Raw genomic sequence first — 15,530 nt, 5'->3', positions numbered from 1 at the left:
GCTCACTGTGTTGCCGCGTCAACGACCGGACGCCACTTACCTTCGTTCTCAGCCATCCACGCAGCGACGACTTCCTCGACCTTGCCGCCATCGACGTCGATCGCGCCCATCATCGGCTGCTGATCTTCGACCGCCAGCTGATAGTTGGTCAGAATTTCATAAGCTGCGGGCCATTTGTCTTCCATGCCGCTCCAGCTTGCCTTGAAGATACGCGAGGGCGAGAAGTCGCAGTCGTTCACTGCATTCGGGTTCGGACCCCACGCCGGATCGTTAAAGCACGCCTCTTCACCGGCGGGAAGTTCGACAAACTGAACGTCATAGGCCGACATCGCCCAATGCGGTTGCCAGAATGTGATCAGCAGCGGCGATTTGCGCTCGGTCGAGGCGCGCAGTTCGGCGATCAGTGCGCCTTCGGACCCAGCGGGCACGGCTTTGAACGGCAGTTCCAGACCAGTCATGCGGTCCGCGCCGGGCGTACCCCAATCTGCCGGGTAGTCGACCAGTCGGCCACCGGGCAGCGTTTCAGCGGTTGCGAAAACCTGTGCGCAATCTTTCAAGGCTTCCCAAGCGGGCAGGCCCGGGCACAGATCGGCCACGTGGGCGGGGTATGCGATGCCTTCTTTGGCATCCAGACCCAAATCGCCAATTTCAACGACGGTGCCTTCATCAACCTTCTTGGCATATTCGTCGGACACGTTCGACGACCAGATCTCAAGCGTGGCGTCGATGTCGCCATCGGCCAGCGCCTGGAACTGGTTCATCATGCCCGCGGTGACATATTCCACGTTGTACCCTGCGGCTTCCAGCATCTCCCCGGCCACATGGGTGGTCACATGCTGACCAGTCCACTCGTTGATCGCCAGTTTGATCGGTTCATCCACGGCGCCCATATCGGCCGCAAAAGCCGAGCCCGCAACGGTCATCGCCAAAAGGCTTACACTGAGTTTTTTCATCGACATTCTCCCTGTCTTTTTTGCTTCGCCCGCTCCGGCACAAGCACGCGCCTCGGGGGCTGTCTCACGACATTACCATGCCGCAACATGCACAATTAAAGCCGGAAAGGGAAAGCAAACAGTTGGGTCCAGCGCGGAAATCATACGCTCGACCGACCTAAATGTCCCCCGCCTGCCGGCATGCACCGAAAGCCCGCCCCCACGTGTTTTCACATTTCGCTGGGTGCGGACATTGATTGACCAGTCAATCACAAACCAGAATCACCTGATTTGTCGAGTGTTTCTTTCCAATTTTCCAACTTTTTTCCCGAAACGCTTAGGCCTTGCCCTGGATTCGGGGCCTTGAAACCCCGGGCCTGACAAGCAACGCTGATTAGAAAGGACACCGCTATGCACCATTTTGACGATATCTTTAGGATGGCCGCCGACCGACACGGCGGCGCCGACGCCCTGAATTCGCAGCTCGAGACACCCAAATCCCCTGAAGAACTGGCGGATCTGCCAGAAGACCGCTGGCTATCGGTGATGACCAAATGCATATTTCAGGCCGGTTTCAGCTGGAAAGTGATAGAATCCAAATGGGACGGGTTCGAGGCTGCGTTCGACGGTTTTGACGTGGGCCGATGCGCCTTCATGAACGACGAAAAGTTCGACACCCTCTTGCAAGATACCCGAATCGTGCGCAACGGCACCAAGATCGCCGCCGTGCGTGACAACGCAGCCTTTCTGCTGGAACTGCGTGAAGAAGGTGGTGCAGGCCGGGTGTTGGGTGGCTGGCCTTCGACCGACTTTGTCGGTCTGCTTGAGATGCTGCGTAAGCGTGGTGCGCGCTTGGGGGGAACCTCGGCGCAGATCGCAATGCGCTTTGCAGGCCGTGACAGCTTCATTCTCTCGCAGGATGTTACAGCACGGTTGATTGCCGAAGGCGTCGTAGACAAAGCGCCGGCCTCAAAGAAAGCCATGAGCGCTGTGCAGGCTGCTTTTAATACGTGGATGGATCAATCCGGGCGTTCGCTCACGGAAATCAGCCGCGTTCTGGCTATGAGCGTTTGAAAACAGGTTGCAGGTTGAAGGTCAGGGATTAAGGTCGGAACATGTTGCGCCTCATTTTGATGACGTCTTTGTTGTTTCTTTACTCGTGCGGCCGTCCCCTTACGGAAAACGAGGTCGCCTTTGCAAGCGCTGTTCAGGGCAACACGCTGGACCTAAAGAACGTACGTTTGGTCGAAGGCGCCCCGGTCGTGCCGATCACCTTTTATCGCAAAGACCGTCCGCGTCTGGCCTGCCGCGAGCGTATCCTGCCGCCAACCAAGGAAGGCGTGGTCACTGCAAAACCTGCCGCCGTCGCGTTGTTTAACAAAGTCTACTTCACGAAAGACTGGTACCTCGAGGATTATATGTCCGAGTTTCCGGAACAGATGGACCTGATCGCCGCCATGTTGCTGGCCCATGAATTGACCCACGTGTGGCAGTGGCAGAACCGGGAAACCACGGGCTATCACCCATTGCGTGCAGCGGCCGAGCATGGGGGCAATACGGATCCTTATCAATTTGATCTGACGACCTCGCCCGATTTCCTGTCCTACGGGTTCGAGCAGCAGGGCGCTATTGTCGAAGAATACATCTGCTGCCGTGCACTGGATCCTACAGCACCGCGCACTCAACGGCTGCATGAAATGCTGGGACAGCACTTTGACCTAGCAGCGCTACCCGGCGAACGCCGCGAACGGGACGTGGTAATCCCTTGGGCCGATGCTGAGGTCGAGGGAATTTGCCGTTAAGGCTATTTCGCTTGCAACGTTTGCAGGTACGCCACTAAGTCCACGATTGGCTGGCTTGTTAGAATTGGCTGCCCTTGAGGTGTTTTCATCGAAGTATCCTGACCATCGAAATATGACCCGTAGACCGGCATAGGGCTGCCGTGACTGACCAAGGGATCGCGCCCGTCAATCCGCGCGACAACACGTGCGACCGGGAAAGTGCCATCCGCGCTGGCCAATGTGGTCAAATCTGTCGGCTGGATCACCAGCACCCCGGCCATAGGACCCTGCCCGGTAGCATCAATGCCGTGGCACGTCGCGCAATAGTGCTGGTACAGTTTCGCACCCTCTTGCACATCCTGCGCTATGGCCTGAGACCCCATTGCTAACCCTATCGAAACAAGCCCGAGTACCCGTCTGATCATCGCATCCTCCTGTCACGACTGACATTTGCAGACTTGCTCGTTGGGCAGCTTGGCGCAATGATCCAGATCAACGAAACCATAGGACACGGGCCATGACACAATACGCAGCCATCATGCTGGCCGCCGGAATCGGAGTTCCCATCCTCGCCGCATTGAACGCGGCTTTGGGCAAGATGATCGGTTCCCCTACGACCGCCGCAGTGGTTCTGTTCGCCATCGCCTTTGCATCTTCGGCGGTCGTCATGGTGCTATTTCCGGGGTTCGGAGCCTTATCGAAAATCGCCGGGGCACCAAGACACCTGCTGCTTGCGGGTGTGCTTATCGCCTTCTACGTTCTGTCAATTACCCACGTCGCCCCGCATTTCGGTGTGGGCAACGCGGTGTTCTTCGTGTTGATCGGGCAGTTGATCAGCGCCGCTGCCATAGACCATTTCGGCCTGTTCGGTGCGCAAGTCACGCCGCTGACATGGATACGCGCGGGCGGTATTGCCGTGATGGCCGCCGGGGTGGCGATCACTCAACTGGCTTAAGAATGCCCCCATCCAACCGCAGCTTGCGATCCATCCGCGCGGCCAGATCCATATTGTGCGTGGCGATCAGGGCCGAGAGCCCCTCGTCCCGCACCAATGCCATCAGCGCATCGAACACCTGATCCGAGGTCTCGGGGTCCAGATTGCCCGTCGGTTCATCCGCCAACAATACGCGCGGCGCGTTGGCCAGCGCGCGGCAAAAGGCGACCCGCTGTTGCTCGCCGCCAGACAGGGCTGCCGGGCGGTGATCCGCGCGCGCGGCAACACCGACGCGATCCAGCAGCGCCATCGCCCTGTCCTGTGCGGCTTTCTCGGAGACACCATTGGCCAGTTGCGGCAGGGTGATGTTTTCCAGCGCTGTGAACTCGGGCAGCAGATGGTGGAACTGATAGACAAAGCCCACATCCTGCCGCCGCAGCGCGGTGCGGGTGCGGTCGCCTTTGCCTGCGATGCTCTGCCCCGCGATCTCAACGGTGCCGCTGTCGGGCGTGTCCAGCAGACCGGCAATATGCAGCAGCGTCGACTTGCCCGCCCCAGAGGGCGCCACCAGTGCCACCGCCTCGCCCGCGCGTAGGTCCAGATCGACGCCGCGCAGCACCTGCACCTCGCCCGGTGTGCCTTGCAGATAGGTTTTGGTCAGGCCGTTCAGCCGCAATGTCACATCACTCATAGCGCAGCGCCTCAACCGGGTTCAGCCGCGCCGCGCGACGGGCCGGGAAATAGGTGACAAAGAAGGACAGGCCCAGCGACAGCCCGACCGCCTTGAGCACATCGGACAGGTGCAATTCAGCAGGCAACGCATAGATGCCCCGGATCGACGGATCCCAGACCCCGCCGCCCATGACAAAATTCACAAAGCTGAAGATCGGGTCGATATAGATCGCAAACAGGCAACCCAGCACCACACCCATCGTGGTGCCGATAATGCCTGTAAATGACCCGCAAATGAAGAATACGCGCAAGACCGAGCCTTCGCTGAGGCCAATGGTGCGTAGGATGCCGATATCTCGCCCCTTGTTCTTGACCAGCATGATCAGACCCGAGACGATGTTCATCGCCGCAATCAGTACAAGGATCGACAAGATGATGAACATCACATTGTCCTCGACCTCAAGCGCGCGCAGGAACCCGCCCGAGGCGTCCTGCCATGTCCAGATCTGACTGCGTTCGCCTGCTGCTTCCAGGATGGGGATCAGAATGGGTGTGAGATTTTCAGGTTCATCCACCATAACCTCGATCTCATCGGCCACGCCTTCACGGTTAAAGAAGGTCTGCGCCTGTTCGAACGGCATGTAGACACGGGTGCGGTCGATGTCATAGCGCCCGGCCGAAAACACATAAACCACCCGATAGGCGCTGACGCGGGGCGAGGTGCCAAAAGCCGTCTTTACCCCGTTAGGCGAGGTCAGCTTGACTGTATCCCCTACTGTAGCCCCGATACTGCGCGCCACGCCCGAACCGATCGCAATAACGAATTCCTCGTTTTGGAATTCCGACAGATCGCCAACCGCCTGATCGCTTTCGGCGATGCCCGGCAGGTCCAACAAGTCGTCCGGCTGTATCCCAAAAACTTCGACACCGCTGCTGCGGTCGCGGTTGGTGATCAGCACTTGCCCCTTGACCAAAGGTGCCGCCCGTTGAACGCCCGGCACCTGCCCGATCCTGTCAGCCACCTGATCGTAGTTTTCAATGGTCCGATCTACGCGCCCCTGCGCATCAAAATTCCCAGCCGAATAAACAGTCACATGCGCGTTGGCACCCAGAATGGTGCCGACAAACTCGGCACGGAAACCCGATCGAACAGCCAACGTAGCGATCAGAGCGAACACGGCCAAGGTGATCCCGATCAGCGAGATCCAGGTCATCACGCTGACGCCCCCCTCGGCGCGGCGCGCGCGTAGGTATCGCCAGGCGATTTTCCATTCAAAAGGTGCAAAGGGCGGGGGTGTCTTGGCCATGCCTGCTCCGGTGTTTTTGTTGGACGTGACCCTTTCGGCATTTGGCCGAATGGTCAAGCCGCGCGTTATCCCGACAGGGCTGCGGTTTGCTGCAAAACGGCCTCGGCCCGGTTCCGGTTGCAAATGCCGCGCGCCTCAAGCTCGTGAAAAACACGGTCGCGCAGATTCTGTGGCAGGTTCGCGATGGCACGGTTGTGCAACCCAAGCGTCAAACTGCGCGGGTCATCCAGCCGTCCCAGCAACTGCGTCAGCACCTCGGTCGAATAGGTAGGCCAGAGCCCGATGGCTGTAGACTCCGCCTCTTCGAACCATGGGGCGTAACCGTCGCGGGATTTCAGACAAAACGCGTTCATCAGCATGAACTCTGAGGGCCGCCTGCGCGACGCGAACAAGGCCTGAACCGAGCCGTAGCGCGCGTTGATTTCATCCAGCAGAGACAGGACAAGCGACCGGCGCACCGGGTACGGCGTGGCAAAGGTTGTCGTTTTGATCTGCCCCGGATCAGACCGTGGCGCACCTAGGGCATCCAAACTTTGCAGCAGCCAGTCGCGGTGAAAATCACTTTCAATGTCAATGAACGGGATGCGCGCCGCGCCGCCGGGCGTAAAGATCTCTGCCTCATCAAACTGGCGCAGAAACAGGTTCTTGGTGTCCAGAATGACCATATTCTCGGAGGCCGCGACCCGCGCCGCTCCCAGTTTCAGAATCTGTTGATTGCGGTAGCCATTGTTGCCACGCCACCCGCCCTTGCGGATCAGCGGAATGCGAAAGCGGTTCTCGATCAGCACACGATCCAGCGCCGGGCGTCGCGCACAATGACCCTCACCTAGTAGAACATCGTCCCCACTGAGGACGCGCACCTTGTCTTGCAGTGCTCCGTAGGCAGGTAGAATCGGCTCGATCCGCTGCCGCAACGCACCCTCATCAACGTCGTTCATGATCACATGGATCGACCCGACCTGCGCCGGATCAACAAACCGGGCGAAGGAAAGGGCCTGAAGTTCCAGCAAAGGAAAGTCCCTAGAATATACAACCGTTGCGAAACTCAGCACCGCGCGGACCTTTTTGCGTTTTTCCGCTCATCTAGCAGCATTTGCCGACCTGTCCAAGCGAACCACACCACGAATCAGTTGTCGGTTCCGGCAAACCGCTATTCGAGGTAAGGATGATTTAGTCGAACCTCTCAAAACCAAAGGTTGTGATACCGTTCACAGACCAGCGGCGACTGTTTCAGCTATGTAGTCAATGCCGGGTTCACGTGATTGACTGAACTCAAAATGCAACATTTTCGTTGGAATAATATTTCGCTTTTTGATTATTTTTCGAAACTTTGTCACCCTGACTTTGGGGGAATACAATTTTTAGAGCGGGGGTCGCTCATGAGTATTCGACTAAACAAAGAAAAAGCGGGCGTGATTTCGGCCCGGCAGGCATCGACAGAACTGGATTGCGAAACAGCGGCATTGCTGAGGGCCGCGATACGCCCTTTGTTTGCCAGTGCGGCCAGTTGGAATGGCCTGACAGACATCCTGAAAGACAAAGGCTACCAGCTTGCCTTCCGGCAAGGACGCCTGTGCATTACCGACATCGCAACGGCAAAGCGGGTGTGTGGGCTGAGGTTCCTGGGGCTGGAGTTCCGCGACTTGGTGCAGCGGATGGGACGCCCCATAGTTGTTGCACGCGACAGTGAAACCGGAGACCTGCTGGCCGCCCGACCTTCGGTGAACGGCGCCTAAAAGCTGCGCCAAAACTGGACTGAGCGCCGCGTGGCCTTCCACAAGCTGTGGCGCGCCGCCGCTTTGATACCGGCGCATGTTCCCGGTTCGATCAACCGCCCAAGGACCAGTTTCGCGGGCATGTGGCCGCGATGGTAGAACCGGCAGAAATCATCCTCGGTCAAACCATCTGCGGCCTTCAGCTTATCGTAGTACTTCATCCAAACGCGCGCATAGTCCCGGGCCGTCAGATCCGTATCACTGCTTGCACCGCGCCCCCAGAACATCGAAATCGGCTCGTCCATACGTTCGCCCTGATACCCGGCAGATATCATGCGCAGCATCAGGTCATAATCAGCCGCCACGCGAAATTGCGGATCATGGCCGCCCAGCGCCTTGAACACGTTGCTTCGGATCAGGACCGAGTTGTGACAGAACGGCATACGCTGAAGGATCGCAGTCAGAGACATGCGTTTTTCGCGGCTTTCCGTCCCGTCCTTGAACCGGCGCAAGGTGGACCCGAACAGGAAGTCGGGCCGGGTCGCGGTCAAACGTTCAGCGGCTATGTTCAGGATGTCATCCGAAGCGAGCGAGTCATCCGAGTTCAGGAACAAAAGGTATCGACCACGCGCGGCCCCTGCCCCCTTGTTCATCGCATCATAGAGGTTGCGGTCCGGTTCGCTGATCACGCGAGTCCGTTCTGCATTGGCAGTGACGTCCTGAAGAAACGAAACGGTGCCATCCGTTGAGGCACCGTCCTGAATAATATGCTCGGCCCTCAAGCAGTTCTGGCGGGCCATGCACGCGATTACCTCGCGAAAGCTATCCTGCCGCCCTTGGGACAGCAGGTTATGCGTCGCCGTGACAACCGAGATCAGCGGCGCGTCAGTGTCAGCCGATTTGCTCATAGATCTCGGCGATCTTAGTGACGGCGGCCTCGGGGCTGAGTTCCTCGCTCTCGCCAGTGCGGCGGCAGGTCAGTTCAACCACACCGTTTTTCAACCCGCGCGGACCAACGGTGATGCGCCATGGCAGGCCGATCAGGTCCATGGTGGCGAATTTGCCACCTGCCCGCTCGCTGCGGTCATCATAGAGCGGCTCAAGCCCCAGCGCCGTCAGCGCGCCATAGAGTTTCTCGCAGGCCGCGTCGGCCTCATCGTCACCTTGTTTCAGGTTCACGATGCCGCAATGGAACGGGGTTACGCCTTCGGGCCAGATGATGCCCTTATCGTCATGGCTGGCTTCGATGATGGCGCCGATCAGGCGGCTGACGCCGATGCCGTGGCTGCCCATGTGAACGGGGGTCGGCTTGCCATCGGGCCCTTGGACGGTCGCGCCCATGGCCTCGGAATATTTGGTCCCGAAATAGAAGATCTGCCCTACTTCGATCCCCCGCGCCACCCGGCGGCGCTCTTCCGGCACTTCGTTGAACAGCGCCTCGTCATGGGTCTCGTCGGTGCGCGCGTATTTCGAGGTAAACTCCTCGAGGATCGCCTGACACTGGGCGCGGTCATCATAGTCGATCTGACGGTCGCCAAAACTCAGATCGGTGACGGCGCTGTCATAGAAGACCTCGGATTCACCAGTGTCTGCCAGCACAAGGAATTCATGCGTGTCGTCGCCACCGATGGGGCCGGAATCTGCACGCATCGGGATGGCTTGCAGGCCCATACGCTCATAGGTGCGCAGGTAGCTGACCAGATGGCGGTTATAGGCGTGCAGCGCATCCTCTTTGGTCAGGTCGAAGTTATAGCCGTCCTTCATATAGAACTCACGCCCCCGCATCACGCCGAAACGCGGGCGGATTTCATCGCGGAACTTCCACTGGATCTGGTACAGGGTCAGCGGCAGGTCTTTGTAGCTGTTGACGTGGCCACGGAAGATATCCGTCACCAGTTCCTCGGCAGTCGGCGTGAACAACATATCCCGGTCATGCCGGTCCTTCATCCGCAGCATTTCCTGACCATAGTCGTCGTAACGCCCGGATTCGCGCCACAGGTCCGCCGATTGGATGATCGGCATCTGAATCGCGATATGGCCTGCGCGCGCCTGCTCTTCGTGAATGATGTTTTCCAGCTTGCGCAGTACTTTGAAGCCCATCGGTAGCCACGAGTAAATCCCGGCGGATGCCTGCTTGATCATGCCCGCGCGCAGCATCAGCCGGTGGCTGACGATCTGAGCCTCGGAGGGGTTTTCCTTGAGAACGGGCAGAAAGTAACGGCTCAGGCGCATGGGAGGACCTTCAAAGGTGAAAATTTCGCTGCAAGGTGATTATGCCAAAGCCTCGCCGGGGGCAATCACGCAATGGCGTTTTTGCGACCACCGGCCCGTCGCATTTTTTGTTGACCCGCCAGTCAGGAACTTCAAATGTGACAGGAATGTAAAAACATGAGGCCCCGATGCAGACAATCTCGGAACCCGCCCGTCAAATTCCTGTTGTTCACCAGACGGATGTTCTGGTCGTGGGCTCTGGCCCCGCCGGGCTGGCCGCCGCTTTGGCCGCCGCGCGCGCCGGGGCCGAGGTGTCGCTGGTCGACCGGTTCGGCTGCATGGGCGGCAACATCACCGCCGTGGGGGTCGAAGGGTTCGCATGGTATCGCCATGAACAGACCGTCGAGGCCGGTGGGATCGGCATGGAGTTCGAAACCCGCGCCAAGGACATGGGCGCGGCGGTGCCGGAAAGCCAGTCGCTGAGTTATGAGCTGGACAGCGAGGGGTTCAAGCTGGTCGCCGACAAACTGGTCGAAGAGGCGGGTGTGCATCCGATGCTGCACCGTCAGTTCGTGGCCCCGATCATGGACGGCAACCGGATCACCGGCATCATCACCGAATCCAAAGCGGGTCGCGAGGCGATTCTGGCCCGCGTGGTGATCGACGCCACCGGCGACGCCGATGTCGCCCACCGCGCCGGTGCCCCGACCCACAAAACCGCGCGCGAGGATATGATGGCGGCCTCGGTCATGTTCCATCTGGCCGGTGTCGACAAGCGCGCGTTCATGGAGGGCGTAAAGGCCGATCCGCAGACCTACAAGGACTGGGGCGGCGGCGGTGAGTGGAACATCGAGACCTCAGGCAAAGAAGACGACATGTTCTCGCCCTTCGTTCACAAGCCTTTCCAGCAGGCGATTGATGCAGGGATGATCCCGCCGCACCTGAACACCATCGCGGGCACTTGGGGCGCGATGCATGACACGGGTGAGCTGACCTATATGAACCTCATCCATCTGGCCGAGATTGACGGCACCGATCCCGACAGCTTGACGCGGGGCGAGATCGAGGGCCGCCGTCAGTCGATGCTGGCCATCGAGGCACTGCGGCGCTTCATGCCGGGCTGCGAAAACGCGCGGCTGCGGAATTTCGGAATGACCATCGGCATCCGCGACACCCGCAAGATCGAAGCGATTTACAACATGACCGAGGATGACGCCCGCCATCAGGGCCGGTTCGAAGATACGATCGGCATCTACCCCGAATTCATTGACGGCTATGGCATCCTAATCCTGCCCACCACGGGGCGGTACATGCAGGTGCCCTATCGTTCGATGCTCCCCAAGGGAATCAAAGGGCTGCTGGTAGCGGGCCGTTCCCACGGAGCCGACAAAGTGGCCCATGCCGCCACACGCAACATGGCCTGCTGCGCTGTCATGGGCCAAGGCGCAGGCATCGCCGCTGCGCTGTCGCTGAAAAGCAATCAGGAGGTCGACACGATGAATCTCGCCCCCGTCCACAAAGAACTCGACCGTCAGGGCGTGCGGATTCACTGATGCAGCATATCCCGACCATCGACATCACCCCCCTGCGCGACTCGGCGCACCCGGACTATGCTCGCACCGTTAAGCAAATCATGGACGCCTGCACCGGTATCGGTTTTCTATCGATCACCGGCACGGGCATTTCCCCCGATACTGTAGACGCCGTGCGCGCTTGCGTGCGCGATATCTTTGCGGTCGAGGAAAGCACCAAATGGGATCAGGCCATCACGCGCGGGAATTATCGTGGATACATCCCCATGGGATTCTTCACCCCCAATGACGGATCAGGCAAGGCCGACAAATACGAAGGCTACAAGCTACACTATGACGTGGCCCCCGATGCACCGATCCGGCAGGACTGCGCACTTTATGGCCCTAACCTCTGGCCAAAGGGCGTGGATAGCGCGCGCGACACGATACTTGGCTATTGGTCGAAACTGGATGCGGTGGCCGATCATCTGCTGGGCGCGCTAGAGGTCGGGCTGTCCCTGCCCGCTCGCACCTTGCGAGACGCATTTGTCGATCCAATGACCAACATGACCCTGCTGCACTATCCTCCGCAGGCACCGGATGAGGGTGGATATGGTATCCACCCGCACAAGGATACCGACGCCCTGACCATCATCGCCCCCGACCCCGTCGGCGGACTGGAGGTTCAGACCCGCGAAGGCGGCTGGATAACGCCGGACTGCCCTCCCGGCGGGTTTGTCGTGAATATCGGTGACATGCTAGAGCTTTGGTCCGGTGGACGCCTGAAATCCACGCCACACCGGGTTGTCAACCGATCTGGGCAAGAGCGCTATTCCTTCCCATATTTCGCTGTACCTCGTCATGATGTTGTTGTGCGTCCGCTGCTGGAGCCTTTGGACGGATTCGACCGCCCTTCGGTCCATTGCGGCCATTGGTCGGCCGAAATATGGCGCACCAACTGGCCAGATGAACATGCCGATGAGGCGACGCCGGAACTGGGAACGCTTGCCGATTGAGGGGCAGAAATCCACAGCCCCATGAACCGCTTGCATCGCCGCGCCGCATACGCCAAGAACATATGCAAGAACCGGCAACAAGGGGACGGGCATGGCGCTGCCAGTGAAGGACCAACTCAGATACTGGGGCATTGCCGCTGTTGTCTTCGTGTTCCTGATGTGGGCGCTAGGCGATGTGCTTTTACCTTTCGTAATTGGCGGCGCGATTGCCTATTTCCTTGACCCGGTTGCCGACCGGCTGGAAAATCTGGGGCTGTCACGCATGGCGGCAACCGCGATTATAACCGTTGTCGGAGTTCTGGGCTTTGTCCTGATGATCCTGATGGTCGTGCCCGCGCTGGTCACGCAGCTGATCGACCTTGTCGAGTTCATGCCCAGCCTGATCAAACAGCTGCGCGGGTTTGTCGAGCAACAATTCCCCTCGCTGCTGGACCGCGAATCCAGCTCGCACCAATTCCTTGTCTCGCTGGGCGAGACGCTGCAATCCAAAACCGGGGATGTCCTGCAATCGGTGGCGGCCTCGCTGGGATCCGCGATCAATGTGGTGGTACTGCTGGTGATCGTCCCCGTTGTCGCTGTCTATTTGCTGTTGGACTGGGACCGTATGATCGCCCGTGTCGGAGAGCTGTTGCCCCGCGACCACGCCCCCACCATAAAGCGCCTGGCCAGCGAGATTGACGCCGTTTTGGCCTCGTTCGTGCGCGGCATGGGGACGGTCTGCCTGATCCTTGGCACCTATTATGCCGTGGCGCTGATGGCGGTGGGCCTGCAGTTTGGCCTGATCGTGGGCTTTATCGCCGGGCTCGTGACCTTCATCCCCTATCTGGGCGCACTGATCGGTGGATCGCTGGCAATCGGGCTGGCCCTGTTTCAGTTCTGGGGCGACTGGGCGCAGATCGGGCTGGTCGCCGGGATCTTCGCGCTGGGACAAGTGACCGAGGGCAATTTCCTGACCCCCAAGCTGGTCGGCAGCTCGGTAGGTTTGCACCCGGTCTGGCTTTTGCTGGCGTTATCGGTATTTGGCGCCATGTTCGGATTTGTCGGGATGCTGGTGGCGGTTCCGGTCGCGGCGGCACTGGGTGTTGTGGCCCGGTTCATGACTTCGCTTTATCTGGACAGCCGCTTGTATACGGGCCTTGAAGGGCTTCAACAGGACGACGAATAAATGCCCCGCCAACTGAGCTTTGACCTGCCGGCCAAAACCGCCTTGGGCCGCGAGGATTTCTTTGTCTCGCCTGCCAATGCGCTGGCGGTGGCAATGATTTCAGCGACCTCGTGGCCCGGCAACAAACTGGTACTAAGCGGCCCGGCGGGCGCGGGAAAGACTCACCTGGCCCATGTCTGGGCGGCTGAGACCGGAGGCCGGATTATTCAGGCCCGTGATCTTCGCTATGACGATGTACCCGCACTGGCCAGCACGCCGATTGCTGTGGAAGACGTGCCGATGATCGCCGGTGACCCCGACCTCCAAAAGACGTTGTTCCATTTGCACAACTTGACGCTGGCGGAAGGCAACGCTCTGTTGATGACAGGGCGCATGGCTCCGAAGTTCTGGGAACTGCCGCTGCCTGACCTTCAAAGCCGGATCGAGGGGGCACACCACGTAGCACTGGACCCGCCAGACGACGCCCTTTTGGGGGCTGTTCTGGCTAAACTGTTTCTGGACAGACAGCTTAACCCGGGCCCCGAGGTGATATCCTACCTTGTGAAACACATGGATCGTAGGTTCGAGACAGCCGCAAATGTTGTCGCGCAGTTGGATTTGGTGGCTTTGACTGAAAAACGTGACATCACCCGCTCGCTGGCTGTGCGTGTCCTGAACTCGGACGTAGGTGAGGTCGCATCTGACGATTGACCCAAACCCGACGATTTCGCATTCTAAGCACGGAATATCTGGAAGAGACATGGATCAGACCGTCGACACAGACATCCCCGACTGGGGGCCTTTCGGAAAACCGCTATTCGACAACCCCGAGGCCCGCGCCCTTTCGCGTGTCGGAGTGGTCGACGTTGGATCGAACTCGGTCCGAATGGTTATCTTTGACGGTGCAGCACGGTCGCCAGCCTATTTCTACAACGAAAAAGTTATGTGCGAACTGGGCGCAGGCCTGTCCGAGACCGGGCGTCTGAACCCACGGGGACGGGAACGCGCATTGGCTGCCCTGCGTCGGTTTGCACAACTGGCCCAGGATTTGGGGCTGCCGGGCCTGCATGTTGTCGCGACGGCTGCGGTGCGCGAAGCCACAGATGGGCCTGCCTTCTGCAAAGAGGTGTATGCCGAAACTGGCCTGACCGTCTCGGTTATCGACGGCGGTGAAGAGGCGCGCCTGTCTGCGCAAGGCGTCCTGTTGGGCTGGCCCGGAGCCTATGGCTTGATCTGCGACATCGGCGGGTCTTCGATGGAACTGGCCGAGATCGGAGGCGGCGATGTGGGCCGCCGCGTGACTTCGGCTCTTGGTCCGCTCAAGCTGCGCGATATCAAAGGTGGGCGACGGGCGCGCAAAGCACATATCAAAGCCACGATGGAAGAGCTGCGCGATCAAATGGGCCCGCAGCGTGACCGGCTGTTTCTGGTCGGTGGCAGTTGGCGTGCTTTTGCACGGTTGGACATGTTGCGCCGGGGCTATCCGCTGAACGTGCTGCACGAATACCGCATGACCACCAAGCAGGTTCACGAGACTATAAAATTCATTGAAAAGGGCGACCCGGACAAGCTGCGAAGCCTTGCTGGTGTGTCTGGCTCTCGTATGGCGTTGATGCCCTTTGCGATGGATGTACTGGCCCGGTTGGTGCGGACGTTCAAACCTAAGGATATCGCGATCTCAAGCTATGGCATCCGTGAAGGCTTGCTATATGAACAAATGCCACAAATCCTGCGCGACCGCGATCCATTGATCGAAGCCAGTCGATTTTATGAGGCGAAAGATGCCCGCTTGCCCGGGTTCAGCAAACACTTGTTTGACTTCGTGATGCCCTTGTTCAAATCCGCCCCCGACGCACGGGTGCGTCTGATCAAGGCGGCTTGCCTGCTGCATGATGTAAGTTGGCGCGCGCATCCAGACTACCGGGCCGAGACCTGCTTTGACTATGTCACACGCGCCAATTTGGGGGGCCTAAAACACTCCGAGCGGGTCTTCATCGGGCTTGCCCTGCAGCACCGATACCGCAACAAGCGCGAAGATAACCGGTTTGCGCCGCTTTATGAGCTGTTGGATGAAAGCGGCCAGAAACAGGCCGAGATTCTGGGCAAAGCCATGCGGTTCGGCGCGATGCTTTGGATGCAGAACGACGCCACGATGGGTAAGTTGCGCTTTTATCCCAAAAAGCGACAGCTTGAACTGTTTTTGCCTGAAACCGTTGCCTCGCTATTCAGCGAAGTGGCCCAAGCGCGCCTGAATTCACTGGCGTCTGCACTGAGGTCGGAAACCCGCGTCGTGATCAAAGGCTAAGC

At 59.2% G+C, this 15,530-nt stretch carries 15 protein-coding genes and 1 pseudogene; 9 read left to right on the top strand and 7 right to left on the bottom strand.

Going from position 1 to position 15,530, the window contains the following annotated elements; genetic code table 11:
- Positions 1-2 precede the first annotated feature (2 nt).
- Positions 3-953 carry an ABC transporter substrate-binding protein gene (locus ACR0DX_RS08260; protein WP_170352511.1) on the bottom strand — a complete coding sequence of 317 codons (951 nt, stop codon included), beginning with the start codon at positions 951-953 and terminating at the stop codon, positions 3-5.
- A 390-nt stretch (positions 954-1,343) separates the two neighbouring features.
- On the opposite strand from ACR0DX_RS08260, the gene ACR0DX_RS08255 reads away from it, so the two are divergent.
- Both ACR0DX_RS08255 and ACR0DX_RS08250 read left to right on the top strand, forming a co-directional pair.
- Positions 1,344-2,006, top strand: a complete 663-nt coding sequence (locus ACR0DX_RS08255) for a DNA-3-methyladenine glycosylase I (RefSeq protein ID WP_170724338.1) — start codon at positions 1,344-1,346, stop codon at positions 2,004-2,006.
- A gap of 41 nt (positions 2,007-2,047) precedes the next feature.
- A complete protein-coding gene (locus ACR0DX_RS08250; protein ID WP_170352509.1) occupies positions 2,048-2,734 on the top strand; it encodes a hypothetical protein in 687 nt (228 codons plus the stop codon).
- A gap of 2 nt (positions 2,735-2,736) precedes the next feature.
- On the opposite strand, the gene ACR0DX_RS08245 is transcribed toward ACR0DX_RS08250, so the two are convergent.
- Positions 2,737-3,138 (bottom strand): c-type cytochrome, encoded by a 402-nt coding sequence (locus ACR0DX_RS08245; protein ID WP_170352508.1) that lies wholly within the window; start codon positions 3,136-3,138, stop codon positions 2,737-2,739.
- Between the two features lie 92 nt (positions 3,139-3,230).
- On the opposite strand from ACR0DX_RS08245, the gene ACR0DX_RS08240 reads away from it, so the two are divergent.
- Positions 3,231-3,668: a DMT family transporter gene (locus tag ACR0DX_RS08240; protein ID WP_170352507.1), complete on the top strand. Its 438-nt coding sequence runs from the start codon at positions 3,231-3,233 to the stop codon at positions 3,666-3,668.
- Here ACR0DX_RS08240 and ACR0DX_RS08235 read toward each other — a convergent pair.
- The 3 genes and pseudogenes from ACR0DX_RS08235 to ACR0DX_RS08225 all read right to left on the bottom strand — a co-directional run.
- On the bottom strand, positions 3,652-4,338 hold the full coding sequence (locus ACR0DX_RS08235) for an ABC transporter ATP-binding protein (RefSeq protein ID WP_170352506.1): 687 nt from the start codon (positions 4,336-4,338) through the stop codon (positions 3,652-3,654). The two genes, ACR0DX_RS08240 and ACR0DX_RS08235, sit on opposite strands and share 17 nt — an antisense overlap.
- On the bottom strand, positions 4,331-5,626 hold the full coding sequence (locus ACR0DX_RS08230) for a lipoprotein-releasing ABC transporter permease subunit (RefSeq protein WP_170352505.1): 1,296 nt from the start codon (positions 5,624-5,626) through the stop codon (positions 4,331-4,333). Before ACR0DX_RS08230 ends, ACR0DX_RS08235 begins: the two co-directional genes overlap by 8 nt.
- A gap of 65 nt (positions 5,627-5,691) precedes the next feature.
- Positions 5,692-6,681 (bottom strand): annotated as a pseudogene (locus tag ACR0DX_RS08225) (DUF6492 family protein); the annotation flags it as partial.
- A gap of 324 nt (positions 6,682-7,005) precedes the next feature.
- On the opposite strand from ACR0DX_RS08225, the gene ACR0DX_RS08220 reads away from it, so the two are divergent.
- Positions 7,006-7,362, top strand: coding sequence for a hypothetical protein (locus ACR0DX_RS08220; RefSeq protein ID WP_170352503.1), 357 nt, complete (start codon positions 7,006-7,008; stop codon positions 7,360-7,362).
- Here the strand turns inward: ACR0DX_RS08220 and ACR0DX_RS08215 are convergent.
- Both ACR0DX_RS08215 and proS read right to left on the bottom strand, forming a co-directional pair.
- Positions 7,359-8,249: a glycosyltransferase family 2 protein gene (locus ACR0DX_RS08215; RefSeq protein WP_170352502.1), complete on the bottom strand. Its 891-nt coding sequence runs from the start codon at positions 8,247-8,249 to the stop codon at positions 7,359-7,361. The two genes, ACR0DX_RS08220 and ACR0DX_RS08215, sit on opposite strands and share 4 nt — an antisense overlap.
- Complete coding sequence (gene proS, locus ACR0DX_RS08210; RefSeq protein ID WP_170352501.1) at positions 8,233-9,573, bottom strand: proline--tRNA ligase; 1,341 nt, start codon at positions 9,571-9,573, stop codon at positions 8,233-8,235. The genes ACR0DX_RS08215 and proS overlap by 17 nt, the downstream gene beginning before the upstream one ends.
- Positions 9,574-9,740: 167 nt before the next feature.
- On the opposite strand from proS, the gene ACR0DX_RS08205 reads away from it, so the two are divergent.
- The 5 genes from ACR0DX_RS08205 (at position 9,741) to ACR0DX_RS08185 (ending at position 15,528) form a co-directional block, all read left to right on the top strand.
- Positions 9,741-11,105, top strand: coding sequence for an FAD-dependent oxidoreductase (locus ACR0DX_RS08205; protein WP_480845736.1), 1,365 nt, complete (start codon positions 9,741-9,743; stop codon positions 11,103-11,105).
- Positions 11,105-12,079 (top strand): isopenicillin N synthase family oxygenase, encoded by a 975-nt coding sequence (locus ACR0DX_RS08200; protein ID WP_170352499.1) that lies wholly within the window; start codon positions 11,105-11,107, stop codon positions 12,077-12,079. The genes ACR0DX_RS08205 and ACR0DX_RS08200 overlap by 1 nt, the downstream gene beginning before the upstream one ends.
- A gap of 91 nt (positions 12,080-12,170) precedes the next feature.
- Positions 12,171-13,244, top strand: a complete 1,074-nt coding sequence (locus ACR0DX_RS08195; protein ID WP_170352498.1) for an AI-2E family transporter — start codon at positions 12,171-12,173, stop codon at positions 13,242-13,244.
- Positions 13,245-13,934 carry a P-loop NTPase family protein gene (locus ACR0DX_RS08190; protein ID WP_170724339.1) on the top strand — a complete coding sequence of 230 codons (690 nt, stop codon included), beginning with the start codon at positions 13,245-13,247 and terminating at the stop codon, positions 13,932-13,934.
- Between the two features lie 49 nt (positions 13,935-13,983).
- Positions 13,984-15,528 carry a Ppx/GppA family phosphatase gene (locus tag ACR0DX_RS08185; RefSeq protein ID WP_170352496.1) on the top strand — a complete coding sequence of 515 codons (1,545 nt, stop codon included), beginning with the start codon at positions 13,984-13,986 and terminating at the stop codon, positions 15,526-15,528.
- The last annotated feature ends 2 nt before the right edge of the window (positions 15,529-15,530 follow it).

The sequence above is a fragment of the Ruegeria sp. D3 genome, from assembly GCF_056534465.1.
Note: the sequence above shows the minus strand (reverse complement) of the source record. Positions and strands in the feature narration are given on the sequence as shown.